The following is an 18,288-nucleotide window of genomic DNA, read 5'->3' as shown; positions in this document are numbered from 1 at the left end:
TTTTATTCTTTCCAAATGCTACCTTTGTCAATGAGCAGGCGTTCCAATATATCATTGGTCGTATTATATCCTTGCATGAATATCTCCTCTGCCTTTTCCAGCTCCGTATTGCTGTATCCCTCCAGATTATAAGGCTCTATCAACAAATCAGCCTTCTCGCGTTCAGGAAAAGAGTTGGAACGGAACATAAAGTTATAGGAACGTAAGGCAATGCTCACAATGTTCATTTTATACTTGGTTGCCATCAGAGGGCTGACATTCACGGCAATCACTTTCTCGCATATACGGCGGAGGGTAGAGGTCGGCAGGTTCATCAGCAGACCTCCATCCACGTAATGTGTACCGTCTATATTGACCGGAGCAAACAATACAGGCATGCAACACGAAGCTGCTATGCGTTCGGCGATGTCACCTTTATGGAAATGTACCAGACGTCCATGGTCTAAATCAGTAGCAGTAATAATCAGAGGAATTTGCAGTTCTTCCAGTTTTTGGGATTTCAAATTGCTTTTCAGGAAATCGATGAATTCTCCCAGTTCAAATAATCCCACTTTGGGAATCACCAGTTTGGTCAAGTCCTGAAACTTGTGTCCGGCAAAGTAGTCAAGAACTTTATGCGGTTCATTGCCGTCAGCGTAGAATACCCCGGCCAAGGCTCCGGCACTGACTCCGGAAAGTATATTGGGCTTGATGTCATGTTCCAATAAAGATTGCATGGCACCCAAATGGGCAAAGCCTTTGATGAAACCGCCGCTCAAGGCAAAACCTATTGGATATTTTTTAGTGAACCAGTTGTTCGTTACTACTTCCATGTTGAAAATATGATATATTGTTCGGCACGAAATTAATGATTTTATTGTAGGGAGAAAGGAAAATAACGGAAAAATATTCCAAGAAGGACAGAAAAAGAATGCTATGAGCGCTACATTCTTCAATTAAAAGCCCAAATCGTCTACTTGTACTTCTTCTTTCTTTTCAATAAAAGGCATAGCTTCCTGCTGTACGCTGTTTCCCTCGATATATGCCGCGCGGAAAGGACGGGCAGGGCAGACATACTCACAACCACCGCAACTTGTTCCGTACATATGCACAATGCTGTTTTCTTTAATAAATACCACCCATCTGTGTCAGATGCTTCTCTTCTATCCTTACTGGGCGTGGTGGCAAGAACATTTTTAGCTTGTGCCATTACTTGCAGCGTTGTGGGGCTGTCCGTATGGCGTATAATATAAGATGATTAGATTCTTGCGATTGCTTTCAACAGTGCATATCCTCCGAACCACTGAATCAGCATACCCGGAATGCCCATACGGAAATCTTGCACAGCGCCCATTCAAAAGCTGTACCGACAATTTGATAAGAGATGATTACACCCAGCAATGCCGATAAAGAGATATTCTTGGCATAGCGTGCAGCAAGAGCGGCGGCTCCGGCTAGCAGACCGGATTTTATAAGTATGGCCGGCAACACGGCTGCTGCAGGCATGGCAAAAAGCAGATGATTAACGACCGGAGACAAGAGAGCCGTCAGCAAACCTACCTTGAAACCATATTTATAAGCAGCTATCAGTGTGAAGAAATAAATGGGAAGCAGCGTCGGACCGCCTGTCGGGACCAGATGACAGAGTTGCGGTAGCGCGATGTTTCCTGCCACGAACAGTAGGGCGAATAGATAGGTCTTTACGTTGCCGAAAGGCAAAGAATAAAGTTTTGCAGATGTTTCCATTTGTATAATATTAAGTATTAGTTGATAAATTTGTTTTTATAGTGACTGCTTGAAGCTGAAAAAGTTAAATCAAATTTTCATCAATTCATATTCCATGGTTCCCAACCCGATTTTCTCGGCATGGCGCAATCCGGCAAGCCAGTCTGTGTCAGGGTGCATCAAGTGGAACTTGTCGCGTCCACACAAGTCGTCGTGCTCGTGTGCCGTGGCAAGGCGATTGTTGCTGTGCAGTATCGGGGCTTGGATGACCATGTCTGCACATGCCTTGTCCAATGCAACCGGGTCTGCCGAAGCCAGAATGCCGAGGTCGGGCACGATGGCGGCATCGTTGTGGTTCCAACAGTCACATTCGGGAGATACGTTCATGATGAAGCTGATATGGAAATGGGGCTTGCCCATAACGACAGCGAGGGCATATTCAGCAATCTTGTAGTTCAGGCGCTCGGAAGTGTCTTCGGCTCCCATCACGGCACCGTCGTGCTGGCAGAGGGCTACGCACTGTCCGCAACCTACGCATTTGGTGTAGTCTATTTCTGCCTTGCGGCTGGTATTGAGGTGCACGGCGTCGTGTGCGCAGTGCTTCACGCAGATGTTGCAGCCTATGCAGTTTTCCACATCAATCTTGGGTTGCGAGGCGCAGTGCAGTTCCAGCTTTCCGCCTACGCTGGCACATCCCATGCCCAGATTCTTCAAAGCACCGCCAAAGCCGGCTTGTTCGTGTCCCTTGAAGTGGTTCATGCTGATTACAATATCGGCGTCGGCTATTGCTGCACCGATTTTTGGCGCCGGACAATATTCTCCGTTCAGAGGGATTTCGCGGTAGTCCGTTCCCTTCAGTCCGTCGCCGATAATGACCTGGCACTGGGCTGAAATGGGGTTGAAGCCGTTTTCCATCGCGCTTTGCAAGTGGTCTACGGCATTGGCACGACGACCGGAATACAGTGTGTTGCAGTCCGTCAGGAAAGGTTTGGCTCCCAGGCTGCGGAGCAGGGTTGCCATTCGAGCTGCATAATTGGGACGCAAGTATGCCAGATTACCGGGTTCGCCGAAATGGATTTTAATGGCAGCAAAGCTGTCTTTCAAAGGAAGCTGCTCGATGCCTGCCCTCTTCAGCAAGCGTTCCATTTTATCCAAAAGATTGGATGTAGGGGAGGTACGCAAGTCAGAGTAGTATACTTTTGCTTTTTCCATGTGTTTTACCTATTTATAGTGATAGTATCTGCAAAAATAGCGGATTATTTCCATATTATTTAGGTATATGGCTAAAAAAGTAGGGAAGTCCCTTTTTACAAATAGGGGGATAATAAGAGGTGTATCCATGTTTCTTCTTACCTTTGCTACAACTAAAAACTCGATAAGATGAGGACAATTAGACTAATTATTGCGGGACTGGTAATGACGATGGGATTCACCAGTTGTTCCAGTTTGTTTTATGATGCTAAGGCAGATGTGTTGAACAGTATCCAGAAAGGGATGAGTAGGCAGGAAGTCACCAAGATATTGGGAACTCCCGAATATCGCCGCTTCGACCGGGATATAGAAGAATGGGAATATTCCAGAGTGTTGTCCGGTAAAAGTAATATTACCCGAACTCAGATTGTCGTGACTTTTGAAGGTGGAAGAGTCGTTGCGATGGATTCATTCTCCAGAGAGCCATGTACGTTGCCGGTTGTTTCCGGTGGAGTTGTGATAGATTCTCCAGTTCCGGTTTACGTCAAGGGGATGCATCCCGAAGACTTCCGGCATTTTTATGAAAGGGTGAAGTCCCGCCCTTTCAAGGATGATCAAATTGAAATGATGAGAACCGTTGCCCGAAACAACAGTCTGAACTGTGCGCAATGCGCCAGTCTGATGGCACTGTATACTTTTGATGACGACAAGATGAAAGTTCTCGGAATATTCGCCTCCAATATCGCAGATCCGGAAAACTACGAAGCGATTTTAGATATCATTGATTCACTGTTCAAGAAAGACGATGCCAAGAAAATTCTGGGTATACGCTATTAAGCAGCAGGCTCGTCGAAACGCATTATCCGTTAGCGTCAAATACATAATGTACCGGAGGCTGATAGATAATGTGTTTAGGGTAAACAGATAATGCGTTTCGGCCTATTCCTATTCCGACAAACGGAAGTGCCATAACGGACCGTTCCCATGTCCTATATTCATATCTTTCCCTTGGTTTATCGCAGTACTTATATACTCTTTAGCCTTACGGACTGCTTCATCGAGCTTGCTGCCCCCGGCAAGGAATGTAGCTATGGCAGATGAAAGGGTACACCCCGTGCCGTGCAGATTGCGGCTTTCTATTTTTTGGGTGGAGTAGAGGATGCACCTGGATGGCAGGTCGTCAGCCCCGGCAGAAGGTTGTTGGCAATAAAGTACGTCGCACATGTTGTTACCTTCCAAATGTCCGCCTTTGATGAGGACGGCGGTATTGTATCTGCCGGATAATTCACGGGCTGCTTGCTGCATCTCCACAGTGTCGGTAATGACCTGCCCCCATAGCAAGCTCGCTTCACTCAGGTTGGGAGTGACGAGAGTGCATAGCGGAAACAATTCTACCTTAATGGCACGGATGGTTTCTTCGGTCATCAAACACCGTCCACTGGTTGATACCATGACCGGATCATACACCACAAATTCCGGGCAGTATTCTTTGAGACATCCGGCGATGACAGTTACGATACCGGCATCATGTACCATACCTATTTTGACGGCATCCGGTTGTAAATCATCCATTACGGATATGATTTGTGCCTTGACTATATCTGCAGGTATCGGATAAACCGATTGTACTCCCAGTGTGTTTTGTGCAGTAACAGCCGTGATAACGGAAGCGGCATAACTGCCTAAAGCAGAAATGGCCTTTATATCTGCTTGTATGCCCGCACCGCCCGAACAGTCGGAACCGGCAATAGAAAGGATAGTAGGAGGAAGCATGGGAAAATTAAAAATTAAAGGGGGACAGTCTGGGGGGACAGAAAAATTGTTTTAGGTGGAGGAAGTGGGGGAGAAAATCTTCTTCCGTCTGCTGCCAAATATCTCCCAATAGGGCGGCACCTCCGAAACCTAAAGAGGTTATTTCCTGAAGATGTTCCAGACTGATGCCGCCCAATGCCATCACCTTTGAGTCGATAATACCGGCCTGCTGCGCTTTCTTCAAAGTATCGGAGGAATAAGCGGAAGAGTAGCCTTCTTTGGATATACTGTCATAAATAGGGCTAAGGAATACATAGTTGCAATCTGATTTATGTTTCAACACTTCTTCAAGAGAGTGACAAGAGCAACTGACATGTCCCGTATATCCGGCAGGCATCTGCGGATTGCGTCCGTTCAGATGAATTCCTTTCAGACCGAAGACGGATGTCAGTTGGAATTGTTCGTGTGTGACAATGCGCGACATATATTCCACCGGTAACTGTCGAAGAAAACTACCAATCTCTTCAGCCGAGGATTCCGGCTTGCGCAGGTGGAGTATTTCCAATCCGTTTCGGAATAAGGAGGTAACTGCCGCTGCCTCTCCTTTGAAGAATTGCGGTGTGGTAATGACTATCAGTTTCATATCTTTACGAATATTTGTCTATAATGAGAGAATATACGACTGCATGGTTCTTAAATCAATCGTCCATAGTTTTCCTGCCAGCGCTTCGCCGTAGCCGCAAATAAGTTTCAGCACCTCGTTGGTTTCTACGCTACTCACAATGGCAGGAGTCACACCGATAACCGATTTGTCCGGAGACGGCATGAGCAGTGTCCCTTCTTCATCCGGATAGAGGTCACGGTAGGTTTTCGCGCCTTCACCGCAACAAAAGACGGATACTTGGCCTTCGAAGCCTTGGATGGCACCGTAGACATAGGGCTTGCTCAAGGCATTGCATGTGTCATTCAGCAAGTAACGGGTAGTAAAGTTATCGCATCCATCTACCACTATATCATAGTCTTTTATCAGTTCCCCGGCATTCTTTTTGTCCAGACGGAAGGGGTATGCTTCCACTTTTATGGTGCTGTTCAACCCCAGTACTCGGCGGGCGCAGCATAGAGGTTTAGAATCGCCAACGTCAGCTTCAGTGTACCAAACCTGACGTTGAAGGTTGCTGATGCTGACCTTGTCATTATCTACCAATCCTAGCGTTCCGACTCCTGCCCCCGCCAGATAGAAGGCAATGGGAGAACCCAATCCTCCCACGCCGACTATCAATACCTTGGCATTGCGCAGTTTCTCTTGTCCGGCTTTTCCTATCTCAGGCAGGGATATTTGTCTGTCGTATCGGTTCATTTGCTCATTGTTATTGAAGTTTTGTAAATGAGATACAGAGATATTCATTCGCTTATCACTTGAAAGCCTTCAAATCAAAACTCGCATCCCAATCTTTCCACACCGGTTCTCGTCCCAGACGTTTCAGTGCTTTGTCCACTTCCACAGCCTTGCGCTCGTCGCTGACATGAAACTGTTCCAGCGTTTGCGGATAGTTGTAATATCCTCCCGGTTCGGTCTTGCTTTCGGCGCTCATGGTGGTCACACCGAGAGTCGCCATGTGGTCGCGTATATCGGCAGGCTCACGGGTGGAGTAGGAGATGTCCACATCGTGGTCGAAGATGCGCATGGCAAAAGTGACCTGTGCCAGTTCGCGGTCGCTCATGACGACATTGGGCTGAAAACCTCCATTCTCCGAAGGACGCATACGCGGAAAATTGACACTGTATTTCGTTTTCCAGTAATGTTTCTGTAGATAGCGTAGATGATAAGCCATCATGGTAATGTCCGTCTTCCATTCCTTTTCCAGACCGATGAGCACTCCCATGCCGATGGAGTGGACACCTGCCTGCCCCATACGATTGAAACCATTGACACGCCATTCAAATTTGGACTTCATGCCGCGTGGATGATAAATATTGTAGTTTGCTTTGTGGTAAGTTTCTTGAAAACAAATCACGCCATTCATGCCGTGCTCTTTCAGCATTGCATACTCTTCCGCTTTTAAGGGCATCACTTCTATTTTCAGATTGCTGAAGTAGGGTTTTGCCAGGTCTAGTGCACGGGCTATGTAGGGCACGCCTGCTTTTGCCGGGTTTTCTCCTGTCACCAACAGCAGGTTCTCGAAAGGTGCCAGCTTCTTGATGGCTTTATACTCGTTCACGATTTCTTCTTCCGTCAATATGGTGCGCGGCATGGGATTGCTGATATGAAAACCGCAATACACGCAGGAATTGGTGCAGGAATTGGTAATGTAGAGAGGCACGAACATGGAGATGGTTTTCCCGAAACGCGCCTCGGTATACTTCTTGCTCAAACGCGCCATCGTTTCCAGGTAGGGAGTGGCGGCGGGTGACACCAGGGCCATGAAGTCCTCTACGTTACAGTGCTCTTTGGAGAGTGCACGGCGTACGTCTGCATCCGTCTTGGCATGGATACGCTCCGTGGTTTCCTCCCAGGATATATTTTCTAACTCGTCTGAAAACATAGTGTTCTATGATAAATAAATGATTTAATATGACAATGTGCCTCCTGTTTATTTCTTTTTCAACTCCCTCGACAATCGCATTGCGCAGAAGTTTGGTCCGCACATCGTGCAGTACTCTCCATCCACATGTTTTCCTGCATGGAAATAGCTGAACGCGCGTTCCGGGTCGAGTGACAAGTCAAACTGGTCTTTCCAGCGGAATTCATAACGCGCTTTGCTCAGTGCATTGTCACGCACTTGTGCTCCAGGATGCCCTTTTGCCAAATCGGCGGCATGGGCGGCTATTTTATAGGTGATGACACCAACACGCACATCTTCCTTATCGGGCAGTGCCAGATGTTCTTTGGGAGTGACGTAGCAGAGCATTGCCGTGCCCAGCCAACCTATCTGTGCCGCACCGATGGCAGAAGTAATGTGGTCGTAGCCGGGTGCGATGTCCGTCACAATGGGACCGAGTGTATAGAAAGGCGCATCATGGCATTTCTCTATCTGGCGTTCCATATTTTCTTTAATCTTGTGCATGGGCACGTGACCGGGACCTTCGATGAAAGCCTGCACATTCTTGTCCCAAGCACGTAGCACGAGCTCGCCCATCGTGTCGAGTTCTGCAAACTGCGCTTCATCGTTAGAATCGTGCGTAGCCCCCGGACGTAGCCCGTCTCCCAAAGAGATGGCCACATCATACTGTGCCAGAATATCGCAAATGTCATCAAAGTGTTCGTAAAGGAAGCTCTCGCGGTCGTGCACCAAGCACCATTTGCTCATGATGCTGCCGCCACGGCTCACGATACCGCACAACCTTTTCTCGGCCAGATGTACATTATGGCGGCGTATACCGGCATGGATGGTGAAATAGTCCACTCCCTGCTCGCATTGTTCAATCAAGGTATCGCGGTAGATTTCCCAAGTAAGGTCTTCCACTTTGCCGTTCACTTTCTCCAGGGCTTGGTAGATGGGGACAGAGCCTACCGGAACGGGACAGTTACGGATAATCCATTCGCGCGTTTCGTGGATATTCTCTCCGGTGGAGAGATCCATCAGCGTGTCACCGCCCCATTTACAGCTCCACAATGCCTTTTCCACTTCTTCTTCAATGCCGGAGGTAGTGGCGGAGTTACCGATATTGGTATTTATCTTCACCAGGAAGTTGCGGCCTATAATCATCGGCTCCGCTTCGGGGTGGTTGATGTTGGCAGGAAGCAAGGCGCGTCCGGCAGCAATCTCCCGGCGTACAAACTCCGGTGTGATGTGTGTCTCTATTCCCAGCTCTGCGCAGTTCATGTTCTCGCGAATCGCCACATATTCCATTTCAGGTGTGATGATACCTTGCTTGGCGTAGTACATCTGTGTGCAGCATTTTCCTTGAAGAGCACGGTAAGGCAGGGCGATATGCTCAAAACGCAGAGAGTCGAGCGACTTGTCATCGCGGCGCATGCGTCCATACTCCGACGTTATTTCGGGAAGCTGTTCCACATCGCCGCGTTTCAGTATCCATGGTTCGCGCAAGCGGGGCAGTCCTTTCTTTAAATCCACTTCGATGGTCGGGTCGCTGAACGGTCCGCTGGTATCATACACATACACTTCGGGGTTAGGAGTAATTACTTTTTCTCCATCTACGAAGTTCGTGCTGGGCACTTGTTCCACTCTGCGCATAGCTACGCGCAATTCGGGAAACAAAGTACCCGGCAAATATACTTTCTCGGAACGGGGGAATTTTATCTTCTGGTTCATTTCATTATCAGGTTATAAGTTCAAGAATGCTGTCAGCGGTGAGCTGGCTTCCGCAACAAAATTATCGGCTTGTATGCCCAGACCTGCTTCGTATGCCATGCGCCCTGCCTCTACAGCCTGCTTGAAAGCTACCGCCATAGCCACGGGGTCGCCTGCTACTGCGATGGCAGTATTCACCAGGCAAGCCGAAGCGCCCATTTCCATAGCTTCTGCCGCATGGCTCGGGGCACCGATACCGGCATCCACCACTACGGGGATATTGGCTTGCTCAATGATTATTCTCAGAAAATCCCTTGTTTGCAGTCCTTTGTTTGTGCCGATAGGAGCACCCAGCGGCATGACGGTGGCGGCACCAGCTTCTTCCAGCCTCTTGCACAGCGTGGGGTCGGCTTGGCAATAGGGCAGTACCACAAATCCTAACTTGACTAATTCCTCCGTAGCTTTCAGCGTTTCCACGGAATCCGGCAACAAGTAGCGAGGGTCGGGGTGTATCTCCAGTTTCAGCCAGTTCGTGCCAAAAGCCTCACGCGCCATCTGTGCGGCAAAAACAGCTTCTTCGGCATTGCGCACGCCGGAAGTGTTGGGTAAAAGCTGGATGCCGGGATGCTGTATGTGCATCAGCATATCATCCTCCTTATTATCCAGTTCGATGCGTTTCATGGCCACTGTCACCATTTCTGTACCGGATGCCAGGATAGACTGCTCCATCACTTCATCGGAATTGAACTTCCCGGTTCCCAAAAACAGACGGGAGTTGAATTCACGTCCCGCAATCATTAATTTTTCCATATCAGTATTGTGTTTTTCGATAACTCCTTCATTTTATAAATTCATGATTCTTTTCATTTCATCTGCCGGACTGTCTGCATGCAGTACCGTACCGGAAAGGGCGATTCCGCTTACGCCCGTCTGCATGATGGCGGGAATATCCGCTATGGTTATTCCACCGATGGCTACTATCGGAAGGTGTATATTCTTCTCCTGCATCCGGCGGATGATAGTTGTATATCCTTCCAGTCCCAATATCGGGCTTAGATTCTTTTTGGTCGCGGTGTAGCGGAAGGGGCCGCAGCCTATGTAGTCGGCACCGTCCTTGTAGTGTTGCAGTACATCTTCAAAAGTATTGGCAGTACCGCCTATGATGTACTCTTCGCCCAGCATCAGGCGTGCATCGGCTATGGGCATATCTTTCTTTCCAAGATGTACACCGTCGGCATGCAACTCCTTTGCCAGTTCCACATGGTCGTCAACGATGAAAGTGGCTCCGTATTGCCGACAAAGGGCTTGCACCTCTAAGGCTACGGGTTTTATCACTTCCACCGGTGTGTCTTTCATGCGCAGCTGCACCCAGCGACAACCGCCTTCGAGGGCTATGCGTGCAGCATCCGAATACGAATATCGTTCCGTATAATGCGTAATGAACTGTATCCCTCCGTTTTTCAGTTTCTCGTCCTTCATCTTCCTTATCCTCCGCAAGCTGCTTTGATGATGATGATGGACATATATTCCCTCAGGGCACATTTTGTCCATTCCGTGCGGAGAACAATGCGATTGTCCACGGCCACGGCAATGCCTTGCACCGATAGGGCAAGTTCCTCAATAAGTTGTGAAAGGGTAGTGGCGCCGGTTTTCACTTCCTTGTTGTTGACCAATACTTTCATTTTTCTGTTCATTAAAGAAATAAAACAATGGAAGTAAATACAAAGAAGTGCCGTAACGGCAAGTTCAGTGAAGAAAGAAATATCCAATTCCTACGGCAGTACTAACTGCATCAGGTTCGAGGGTATAATCTCAGCCCGTCAGGGCACCCCTTTGTCTTTACAGCAACAAAGGTAAGGGAAAAACGGAAATAAAAAGCAAAAGAACGTACTTTTTTATTGCAGCAATTACTTTTTGTTTATTCGCGCTTTTTTGTAGCATGTATCTTTTTCAGTGTATTCCGAATAGTGGTTCTGACTCCTGTTGAATATAAACCAGGTTCTGTGTTTTCCAGTATCAGTTGTAATTCCTGCAGCAGTTCCGGCTCTTTCCTGCAAAGCAGATAGGCCATTCTGATAGAAAGGGCTTGCACTCCTATGCTTTCGTGCGGAGACAGCATGTGATCCAGACAGTAATTCAGCAAATTGACGGAGAGTGGAGCAGTGATGGGAGTATTATACAGTATAGATAATAGGAGACGTTTGGAACCGTCGTGTGTACAGTCTATCAGCCGTTGAATGATTTCATCGTACAGTGGAATGAACCAGTCGGGATGGATTTCGCTCAATTTCTCGCATACCCATATAGCCCGCCATGATACTGTCTGTTTCGCGTCGTATGTCAATCGGTATATATCTGCAAAATACTCGGGGCAGAGGCATACCTCGTGTACCAGAGAGTCTATCGACAACTTATGAATAGGAACTGCCAAGGTATTTCTGAATTCCATTATCTTTTCCATATATCCTATTTTTTTTGCTGTCAGTGGCAAACATAAAGAAATGATTCACTAAAACAAGAAAGGCTGTCTATTTGGAGAAAGACAGCCTTGAAAAATACTGAATTTAAAGAATTATGCAATCCCGTGAGCTATTGTTTCCGGTGCAATCTTTTTGATAAGACCCTGCAGCACTGCACCGGGACCACATTCTGTAAAATCGGTAGCACCATTGGCAACCATGTTCTTCACTGTCTGTGTCCAACGTACCGATGCCGTCAGCTGAGCCACTAGGTTCTTCTTGATTTCTGCCGGGTCAGTATGAGGCATAGCGTCTACATTCTGATATACGGGGCACTTCGGAGCATGGATTTCTGTTGCATTGATAGCTGCTTCCAATTCAACTTTGGCGGAGTCCATCAACGGAGAGTGAAATGCACCGCCTACCTTTAACGGCAAAGCACGCTTGGCACCTGCGGCCTTCATCAGCTCGCAAGCCTTGTTGATACCTTCTATGGAACCGGAGATTACAATCTGTCCCGGACAGTTATAGTTGGCTGCCACGCAAACTTCACCTTCGGCACTTACCTGGGCGCAGATTTCCTCTACCTTTTCATCCGGCAGGGCAATGATGGCTGCCATGGTGGAGGGGTGTGCCTCGCAAGCCTTTTGCATAGCCATGGCACGGGCATACACCAGTTTCAGACCATCTTCAAAGCTCAGTGCACCGGCAGCAACCAATGCGGAGAATTCGCCCAGTGAATGACCGGCGGTCATTTCCGGCTTAAAGTCATCGCCCATGCAGAGGGCGGAAATAACGGAATGAAGGAATACGGCAGGTTGGGTAACTTTAGTCTGACGCAGGTCTTCATCTGTCCCGTTGAACATAATATCAGTGATACGATATCCGAGGATATCATTTGCTTTCTCAAAAAGTTCCTTGGCTAATGTCGAATTTTCGTACAGGTCTTTTCCCATGCCAACGAATTGGGCACCTTGCCCCGGAAATACAAATGCTTTCATATTTACTCGTTTTTTAGTGTTTAAATAAAAAGTGCTGCAAAGGTAGAGGTTTTTCTGATATTCACCGCACAAACGGATATTTTTGTGCAATACCCTTACTTTTAGGGAAAAGCTAAAATACAATATGTATGTCTGGAACTTCTATGGTGCCCGAATGCTGAAATACTTATAAATGAAATACTTCCTCATTATCGTTCTTCCTACAATTAGCCCCCTGTGTATTCTGGTAAATTACATATTGTATCTTATACGATAATATCCTAAAATGATATTGTATAAAGTAAGATATGTATTTATTTGAAAAATAATGCTTTATAACATTATAAAAATATTCTTTTTCTTTGTTGCAAATTAGAAAAACCTATTTATATTTGTAGCGCTTAAAGAGACATATTATGCAAAACATAGAACAAAAAACACCGTTGGCAAACAATCATATCTCTGTGGACTGTGTGGTGATTGGTTTTGACGGAGAACAGCTGAAGGTTCTGCTGGTTAAGCGTGCAGGAGAGGAACAAGGAGAAGTCTTCCATGATATGAAGCTTCCCGGAAGTTTGATTTACATGGATGAGGATTTGGATGAAGCTGCCAAACGGGTATTGAATGAATTGACGGGACTGAAGAACGTCAACTTGATGCAGTTCAAGGCATTCGGTTCAAAAAACCGCACGAAAGACCCCAAAGATGTGCATTGGCTGGAGCGTGCCATGCAGTCAAGGGTAGAACGCATTGTTACCATAGCCTATCTTTCTCTGGTGAAGATAGACCGCGCATTGAACCGTGGTTTGGACGATTATCAAGCTAGTTGGGTAGCCATGCCGGATATAAAGGTTCTGGCATTCGACCACAACCTGATTATCAAGGAAGCCATTACCTATGTCCGCCAGTACGTCGAGTTCAACCCGTCTTCGCTGTTCGACTTGTTGCCGCGTAAATTTACAGCATCCCAGCTTCGCACTCTGTACGAACTGGTGTACGACAAGCAGTACGACGTACGCAATTTCCATAAAAAGATAGCTCTGATGGAGTATGTCGTCCCTTTGGAAGAAAAGCAGCAAGGCGTGGCCCACCGGGCGGCACGCTATTACCGTTTCGACAAAAAGATATACAGTAAGGTTAGACGGTAATTCTCCCGATTTTAATTGTTAATTCTTTAATTTTAATTGATAGGAATGTATTTATTAGGTTATGACATTGGCAGCTCGTCTGTAAAAGCGAGTCTGGTAAATGCGGAAAGCGGCAAATGCGTATCGTCTGCCTTCTTTCCCAAGACTGAAGCGGAAATAATGGCAGTAAAGCCCGGCTGGGCAGAGCAAGATCCCGGAAATTGGTGGGGAAATCTAAAGCTGGCTACACAAGCTATACTGGCAGAATCGGGGGTAGACGCAGAAGACATCAAAGCAATCGGTATCTCATATCAGATGCATGGCTTGGTATGCGTAGATAAAAATCAGCAGGTATTGCGTCCCGCCATTATCTGGTGCGACTCCAGAGCTGTATCTTACGGACAAAAAGCATTCGAGACATTGGGAGAGGAGACTTGTCTTTCACATCTGCTGAATTCTCCAGCTAACTTCACAGCCTCCAAATTGGCCTGGATTAAGGAAAATGAGCCTTCCGTTTACGAAAAGATTCATAAGATAATGCTGCCGGGCGACTATATCGCCATGAAGTTGAGTGGCACCATCTGTACCACCGTGTCCGGTTTGTCCGAAGGAATGTTCTGGGATTTCAAGAACAACCGGGTTGCCGACTTTCTGATGGACTATTATGGATTCGACTCCTCTCTGATTGCCGACATCAAGCCGACTTTCTCTGAGCAGGGACGTGTCAATGCAGCTGCTGCCGCAGAACTGGGCTTGAAAGAAGGTACGCCTATCACTTACCGTGCCGGCGACCAACCCAACAATGCTCTTTCCCTCAATGTATTCAATCCCGGTGAGATAGCCTCTACCGCCGGTACTTCTGGAGTGGTATATGGCGTGAACGGTGAAGTGAATTATGATCCCAAATCACGTGTCAACACCTTTGCACACGTCAACCATGCTGCCGGGCAAACCCGTTTGGGTGTCCTGCTGTGCATCAACGGTACGGGCATTCTCAATTCGTGGGTGAAGCGCACCGTTGCTCCCGAAGGCATCTCTTACAATGATATGAATCAGCTGGCTGCACAAGCTCCTATCGGCAGTGCAGGCATCAGCATCTTGCCTTTTGGGAACGGTGCGGAGCGTATGCTGGAGAACAAGGAAATAGGTTGCTCTATTCATGGCATCAACTTCAACCAGCACGGCAAACAACATATTATCCGTGCAGCACAAGAGGGCATCGTTTTTTCCTTCAAATATGGAATCGACATCATGGAGCAAATGGGCATCCCCGTGCAGAAAATTCATGCCGGCAAGGCTAATATGTTCCTTAGCCCGCTATTTCGCGAGACATTGGCCGGTGTGACGGGAGCTGTCATTGAACTGTATGATACCGACGGTTCTGTCGGTGCCGCCAAAGGTGCAGGAATCGGTGTGGGTATATACAAAGACAACAACGAAGCATTTGTCACGCTTGAGAAACTCGAGGTGATAGAGCCGAAAGTGGCAGACCGACAGGCTTATGCCGATGCATATGCACGCTGGAAACACTGTCTGATATGCTAATTGACTGCGTCATGTTTATGTTGTGCTATCACACCGCAGGCCATTAGCATAGTGGTACATTAATTACGTTAGTATATCAAAACAATAAATTAAATAATTAACCTCGTGATGAATATGTCTGTCATTAGCGTATTCTCACATTAAAACATTAAATTCTTATGGCAACAAAAGAGTATTTTCCCGGAATAGGGAAGATTAAATTCGAAGGTAAAGAGAGCAAGAATCCCATGGCATTCCGTTACTATGATGCCGATAAAGTTATTATGGGTAAGAAAATGAGCGAATGGCTGAAGTTCGCCATGGCATGGTGGCACACTCTTTGTGCAGAAGGCGGTGACCAGTTCGGTGGCGGGACAAAGAAATTCCCTTGGAACGGTGAGGCAGACAAGGTTCAGGCCGCCAAGAACAAGATGGATGCCGGTTTTGAATTCATGCAGAAAATGGGTATCGAATATTATTGCTTCCACGATGTAGACCTATGCGAAGAAGCCGAGAGCATTGAAGAATACGAAGCCAACCTGAAGAAAATTGTGGCGTATGCCAAGCAAAAGCAAGCTGAAACCGGCATCAAGCTGTTGTGGGGTACCGCCAATGTATTCGGTCATGCACGCTATATGAATGGTGCAGCCACCAACCCTGATTTTGATGTAGTGGCACGCGCTGCCGTCCAAATCAAGAATGCCATCGACGCCACCATCGAACTGGGAGGTTCAAACTATGTATTCTGGGGCGGGCGCGAAGGCTACATGTCATTGCTGAATACAGACCAGAAGCGTGAGAAGGAGCATCTTGCACAGATGTTGACCATTGCCCGTGACTATGCCCGTGCCCGTGGCTTCAAAGGTACTTTCCTGATTGAACCGAAACCGATGGAACCTACAAAACACCAGTATGATGTAGACACCGAGACCGTTATTGGTTTCTTGAAGGCTCACAATCTGGACAAAGATTTCAAAGTGAATATCGAAGTGAACCACGCTACTTTGGCAGGCCACACCTTCGAGCACGAACTTGCAGTAGCCGTAGACAACGGCATGCTCGGTTCCATCGATGCCAATCGTGGTGATTACCAGAATGGTTGGGATACAGACCAGTTCCCCATCGACAACTTTGAACTGACCCAGGCCATGATGCAGATTATCCGTAACGACGGTTTCGGCAACGGTGGTACAAACTTCGATGCCAAGACCCGTCGTAACTCTACCGACTTGGAAGACATCTTCATCGCCCATATTGCCGGTATGGACGTAATGGCACGTGCCTTGGAAAGCGCAGCCAAACTGCTCGAAGAATCACCTTATAAGAAGATGCTGGCCGAACGCTACGCTTCTTTCGACAGTGGCAAGGGTAAGGAATTTGAAGAAGGCAAATTGACGCTGGAAGATGTGGTGGCATACGCGAAAGCTAACGGTGAGCCGAAACAGACCAGCGGCAAGCAGGAACTGTATGAGGCAATCGTAAACATGTACTGCTAATCTAATGGATAATTAGGAGAATTGACAGTTGCCATGCAGTGACTATGCCAAACTGTCGATAATCCTAATTATCCATTCTTCATTTTCCATTATCAATTAAATCAAAATTATCATGAATTATACAGAAAAAGGCAGTAAACTCTACCTCTTTTCCATTGTTCTTGTAGCCGTAATCGGAGGGTTGCTTTTCGGTTACGATACAGCAGTTATATCCGGCGCCGACAAAGGGATTCAAGCATTCTTTATGGGTGCTTCTGATTTTGTCTACACAGATGCGATTCACGGCATCACTTCTTCCAGCGCACTTATCGGATGTATCATCGGTAGTGCTCTTTCGGGGTTCTTCGCATCCAATCTGGGACGTAAGAATTCTCTTTTCATAGCCGGTGTCTTGTTCTTTCTGTCGGCATTGGGCTCATACAATCCGGAATTTCTTTTCTTTGATTATGGTATCCCTTCCTATTCACTGCTTGTAGCATTCAATTTCTATCGTGTATTGGGAGGAGTCGGTGTAGGTTTGGCATCTGCCATTTGTCCGATGTACATTGCGGAGATTGCACCGAGCAATATTCGCGGGACTCTGGTGTCATGGAATCAGTTTGCCATTATTTTCGGCCAGTTGGTGGTTTACTTCGTGAACTTCCTCATTTTGGGTGAGAATTCAAATCCGGTGATAAAAGCCATTGAAGGAATTAACCGGATTCTGAATCCCGAAGCGGCAGCATGGGTCACCGAGACGGGATGGCGTCTGATGTTTGTCAGCGAAGCCGTTCCTGCAGGAATCTTTGCGTTGCTTGTACTGTTTGTTCCCGAAACGCCGCGCTATCTTGCCATGAGCGGTAAGGATGAAAAGGCACTCCAAGTGTTGAGCCGTATCAATGGATTGGCTCAGGCAAAGGTCATTCTGGCACAAATCAAGGCTACGGCAGAGGAAAAGACGGAAAGACTTTTCACATACGGCTGGATGGTTATCTTCATCGGTATCATGCTGAGCGTATTCCAGCAGGCAGTAGGTATCAATGCCGTACTCTATTTCGCACCGCGTATCTTCGAAACGATGGGGATGGGCAACCCGATGGTGCAGACTGTCATCATGGGTATCATCAATATTCTGTTTACATTACTGGCTGTCTTTACAGTCGAGAAATGGGGACGCAAACCGCTGCTCATCTCGGGTTCTATCGGTATGGCGATAGGTGCTTTCGGAGTAGCCCTTTGTAATGTTGTGGCAGGGCTTCCTCCAATGTTGGCTGTTGTCAGCATCATGGTCTATAGTGCTTCGTTCATGTTCAGTTGGGGTCCCATCTGCTGGGTGCTGATTGCTGAAATCTTCCCGAATACCATTCGTGGTGCTGCAGTAGCTATTGCCGTGGCTTTCCAGTGGATATTCAACTTTATTGTATCTGCCACCTTCGTGCCGATGTACAATATGACTTTGGGAGATATGGGAGACAAGTTCGGGCACATGTTTGCCTACGGCTTATACGGAATCATTTGTGTGATAGCTGCACTGTTTGTCTGGAAACTCGTACCAGAGACAAAAGGCAAGACGCTGGAGGATATGACTAGACTGTGGAAGGGGCGAAGAAACAAGAAATTCTAGTTATTAAACGTATTGAGTAAAAAGATAGCGGTAATTCATTGGGATTACCGCTAAATGTTCTATTTTTCTTGTATTATTAACTCTCTCCCCTGAGTAATTTCAGTATGTACTTTCCGGGTATTACGATGCGGGCTTTCATTTCATTGTACAGACTCCATGCTCAATGTCGTGTTTTCCGTAATCCGTTTTTCCCATAGCT

Annotated in this window: 17 protein-coding genes, 2 pseudogenes and 1 riboswitch; of the genes and pseudogenes, 5 read left to right on the top strand and 14 right to left on the bottom strand. The window is 47.1% G+C overall.

All coding sequences use genetic code 11. The features are described from left to right. Nucleotides 1-2 precede the first annotated feature (2 nt). The 4 genes and pseudogenes from M1B78_RS15370 to M1B78_RS15355 all read right to left on the bottom strand — a co-directional run bounded on the left by M1B78_RS15370 (nt 3) and on the right by M1B78_RS15355 (nt 2,916). Nucleotides 3-812: a patatin-like phospholipase family protein gene (locus tag M1B78_RS15370; protein WP_136010814.1), complete on the bottom strand. Its 810-nt coding sequence runs from the start codon at nt 810-812 to the stop codon at nt 3-5. 123 nt (nt 813-935) lie between these two features. Then, a pseudogene (locus M1B78_RS15365) lies at nt 936-1,155 on the bottom strand (hydroxyacid dehydrogenase); the annotation flags it as partial. A gap of 82 nt (nt 1,156-1,237) precedes the next feature. After that, nucleotides 1,238-1,725 (bottom strand): annotated as a pseudogene (locus M1B78_RS15360) (ECF transporter S component). Nucleotides 1,726-1,794: 69 nt separating this feature from the next. After that, nucleotides 1,795-2,916 carry a DUF362 domain-containing protein gene (locus M1B78_RS15355; RefSeq protein ID WP_136010816.1) on the bottom strand — a complete coding sequence of 374 codons (1,122 nt, stop codon included), beginning with the start codon at nt 2,914-2,916 and terminating at the stop codon, nt 1,795-1,797. Nucleotides 2,917-3,084: 168 nt separating this feature from the next. On the opposite strand from M1B78_RS15355, the gene M1B78_RS15350 reads away from it, so the two are divergent. Next, nucleotides 3,085-3,732 carry a DUF4476 domain-containing protein gene (locus M1B78_RS15350; RefSeq protein WP_257941143.1) on the top strand — a complete coding sequence of 216 codons (648 nt, stop codon included), beginning with the start codon at nt 3,085-3,087 and terminating at the stop codon, nt 3,730-3,732. 108 nt (nt 3,733-3,840) lie between these two features. Here the strand turns inward: M1B78_RS15350 and thiD are convergent, their stop codons facing one another. The 10 genes from thiD to fabD all read right to left on the bottom strand — a co-directional run bounded on the left by thiD (nt 3,841) and on the right by fabD (nt 12,360). Continuing rightward, a complete protein-coding gene (gene thiD, locus M1B78_RS15345; protein WP_257941142.1) occupies nt 3,841-4,668 on the bottom strand; it encodes a bifunctional hydroxymethylpyrimidine kinase/phosphomethylpyrimidine kinase in 828 nt (275 codons plus the stop codon). Nucleotides 4,669-4,675: 7 nt separating this feature from the next. Then, entirely contained in the window at nt 4,676-5,290 is a 615-nt protein-coding gene (locus tag M1B78_RS15340) for a thiamine phosphate synthase (RefSeq protein ID WP_257932010.1), read from the bottom strand. Nucleotides 5,291-5,308: 18 nt separating this feature from the next. Then, nucleotides 5,309-6,004, bottom strand: coding sequence for a HesA/MoeB/ThiF family protein (locus tag M1B78_RS15335; RefSeq protein WP_136010820.1), 696 nt, complete (start codon nt 6,002-6,004; stop codon nt 5,309-5,311). Between the two features lie 55 nt (nt 6,005-6,059). Beyond that, entirely contained in the window at nt 6,060-7,190 is a 1,131-nt protein-coding gene (thiH, locus tag M1B78_RS15330) for a 2-iminoacetate synthase ThiH (protein WP_257941141.1), read from the bottom strand. A gap of 48 nt (nt 7,191-7,238) precedes the next feature. After that, entirely contained in the window at nt 7,239-8,921 is a 1,683-nt protein-coding gene (gene thiC, locus M1B78_RS15325) for a phosphomethylpyrimidine synthase ThiC (protein ID WP_257941140.1), read from the bottom strand. Between the two features lie 12 nt (nt 8,922-8,933). Then, nucleotides 8,934-9,710, bottom strand: a complete 777-nt coding sequence (locus M1B78_RS15320; RefSeq protein ID WP_257932013.1) for a thiazole synthase — start codon at nt 9,708-9,710, stop codon at nt 8,934-8,936. 33 nt (nt 9,711-9,743) lie between these two features. Next, entirely contained in the window at nt 9,744-10,379 is a 636-nt protein-coding gene (locus M1B78_RS15315; protein ID WP_136010824.1) for a thiamine phosphate synthase, read from the bottom strand. 5 nt (nt 10,380-10,384) lie between these two features. Continuing rightward, nucleotides 10,385-10,582: a sulfur carrier protein ThiS gene (thiS, locus tag M1B78_RS15310; protein WP_136010825.1), complete on the bottom strand. Its 198-nt coding sequence runs from the start codon at nt 10,580-10,582 to the stop codon at nt 10,385-10,387. A 70-nt stretch (nt 10,583-10,652) separates the two neighbouring features. Beyond that, nucleotides 10,653-10,743, bottom strand: a riboswitch (TPP riboswitch). Between the two features lie 75 nt (nt 10,744-10,818). Further along, the gene (locus M1B78_RS15305; protein ID WP_257941139.1) at nt 10,819-11,361 is read right to left on the bottom strand and encodes a hypothetical protein; all 543 of its coding nucleotides are present in this window, start codon (nt 11,359-11,361) and stop codon (nt 10,819-10,821) included. Nucleotides 11,362-11,472: 111 nt separating this feature from the next. Continuing rightward, nucleotides 11,473-12,360, bottom strand: coding sequence for an ACP S-malonyltransferase (gene fabD / locus M1B78_RS15300; protein ID WP_257941138.1), 888 nt, complete (start codon nt 12,358-12,360; stop codon nt 11,473-11,475). 395 nt (nt 12,361-12,755) lie between these two features. On the opposite strand from fabD, the gene M1B78_RS15295 reads away from it, so the two are divergent. The 4 genes from M1B78_RS15295 (at nt 12,756) to xylE (ending at nt 18,089) form a co-directional block, all read left to right on the top strand. Next, nucleotides 12,756-13,487, top strand: a complete 732-nt coding sequence (locus M1B78_RS15295) for an NUDIX hydrolase (RefSeq protein WP_136010827.1) — start codon at nt 12,756-12,758, stop codon at nt 13,485-13,487. A gap of 45 nt (nt 13,488-13,532) precedes the next feature. Further along, nucleotides 13,533-15,011, top strand: a complete 1,479-nt coding sequence (locus M1B78_RS15290) for a xylulokinase (protein ID WP_257941137.1) — start codon at nt 13,533-13,535, stop codon at nt 15,009-15,011. 158 nt (nt 15,012-15,169) lie between these two features. Beyond that, nucleotides 15,170-16,486, top strand: a complete 1,317-nt coding sequence (xylA, locus tag M1B78_RS15285; protein ID WP_257932016.1) for a xylose isomerase — start codon at nt 15,170-15,172, stop codon at nt 16,484-16,486. Between the two features lie 112 nt (nt 16,487-16,598). Continuing rightward, nucleotides 16,599-18,089, top strand: coding sequence for a D-xylose transporter XylE (xylE, locus tag M1B78_RS15280; RefSeq protein ID WP_136010830.1), 1,491 nt, complete (start codon nt 16,599-16,601; stop codon nt 18,087-18,089). Nucleotides 18,090-18,288 lie beyond the last annotated feature (199 nt).

Origin of the sequence: Bacteroides muris (ex Fokt et al. 2023), from assembly GCF_024704895.1 — a bacterium.
In the GTDB taxonomy this organism is placed as follows: Bacteria; Bacteroidota; Bacteroidia; order Bacteroidales; family Bacteroidaceae; genus Bacteroides; species Bacteroides muris.
This window is presented reverse-complemented; position numbering and strand designations above follow the sequence as displayed.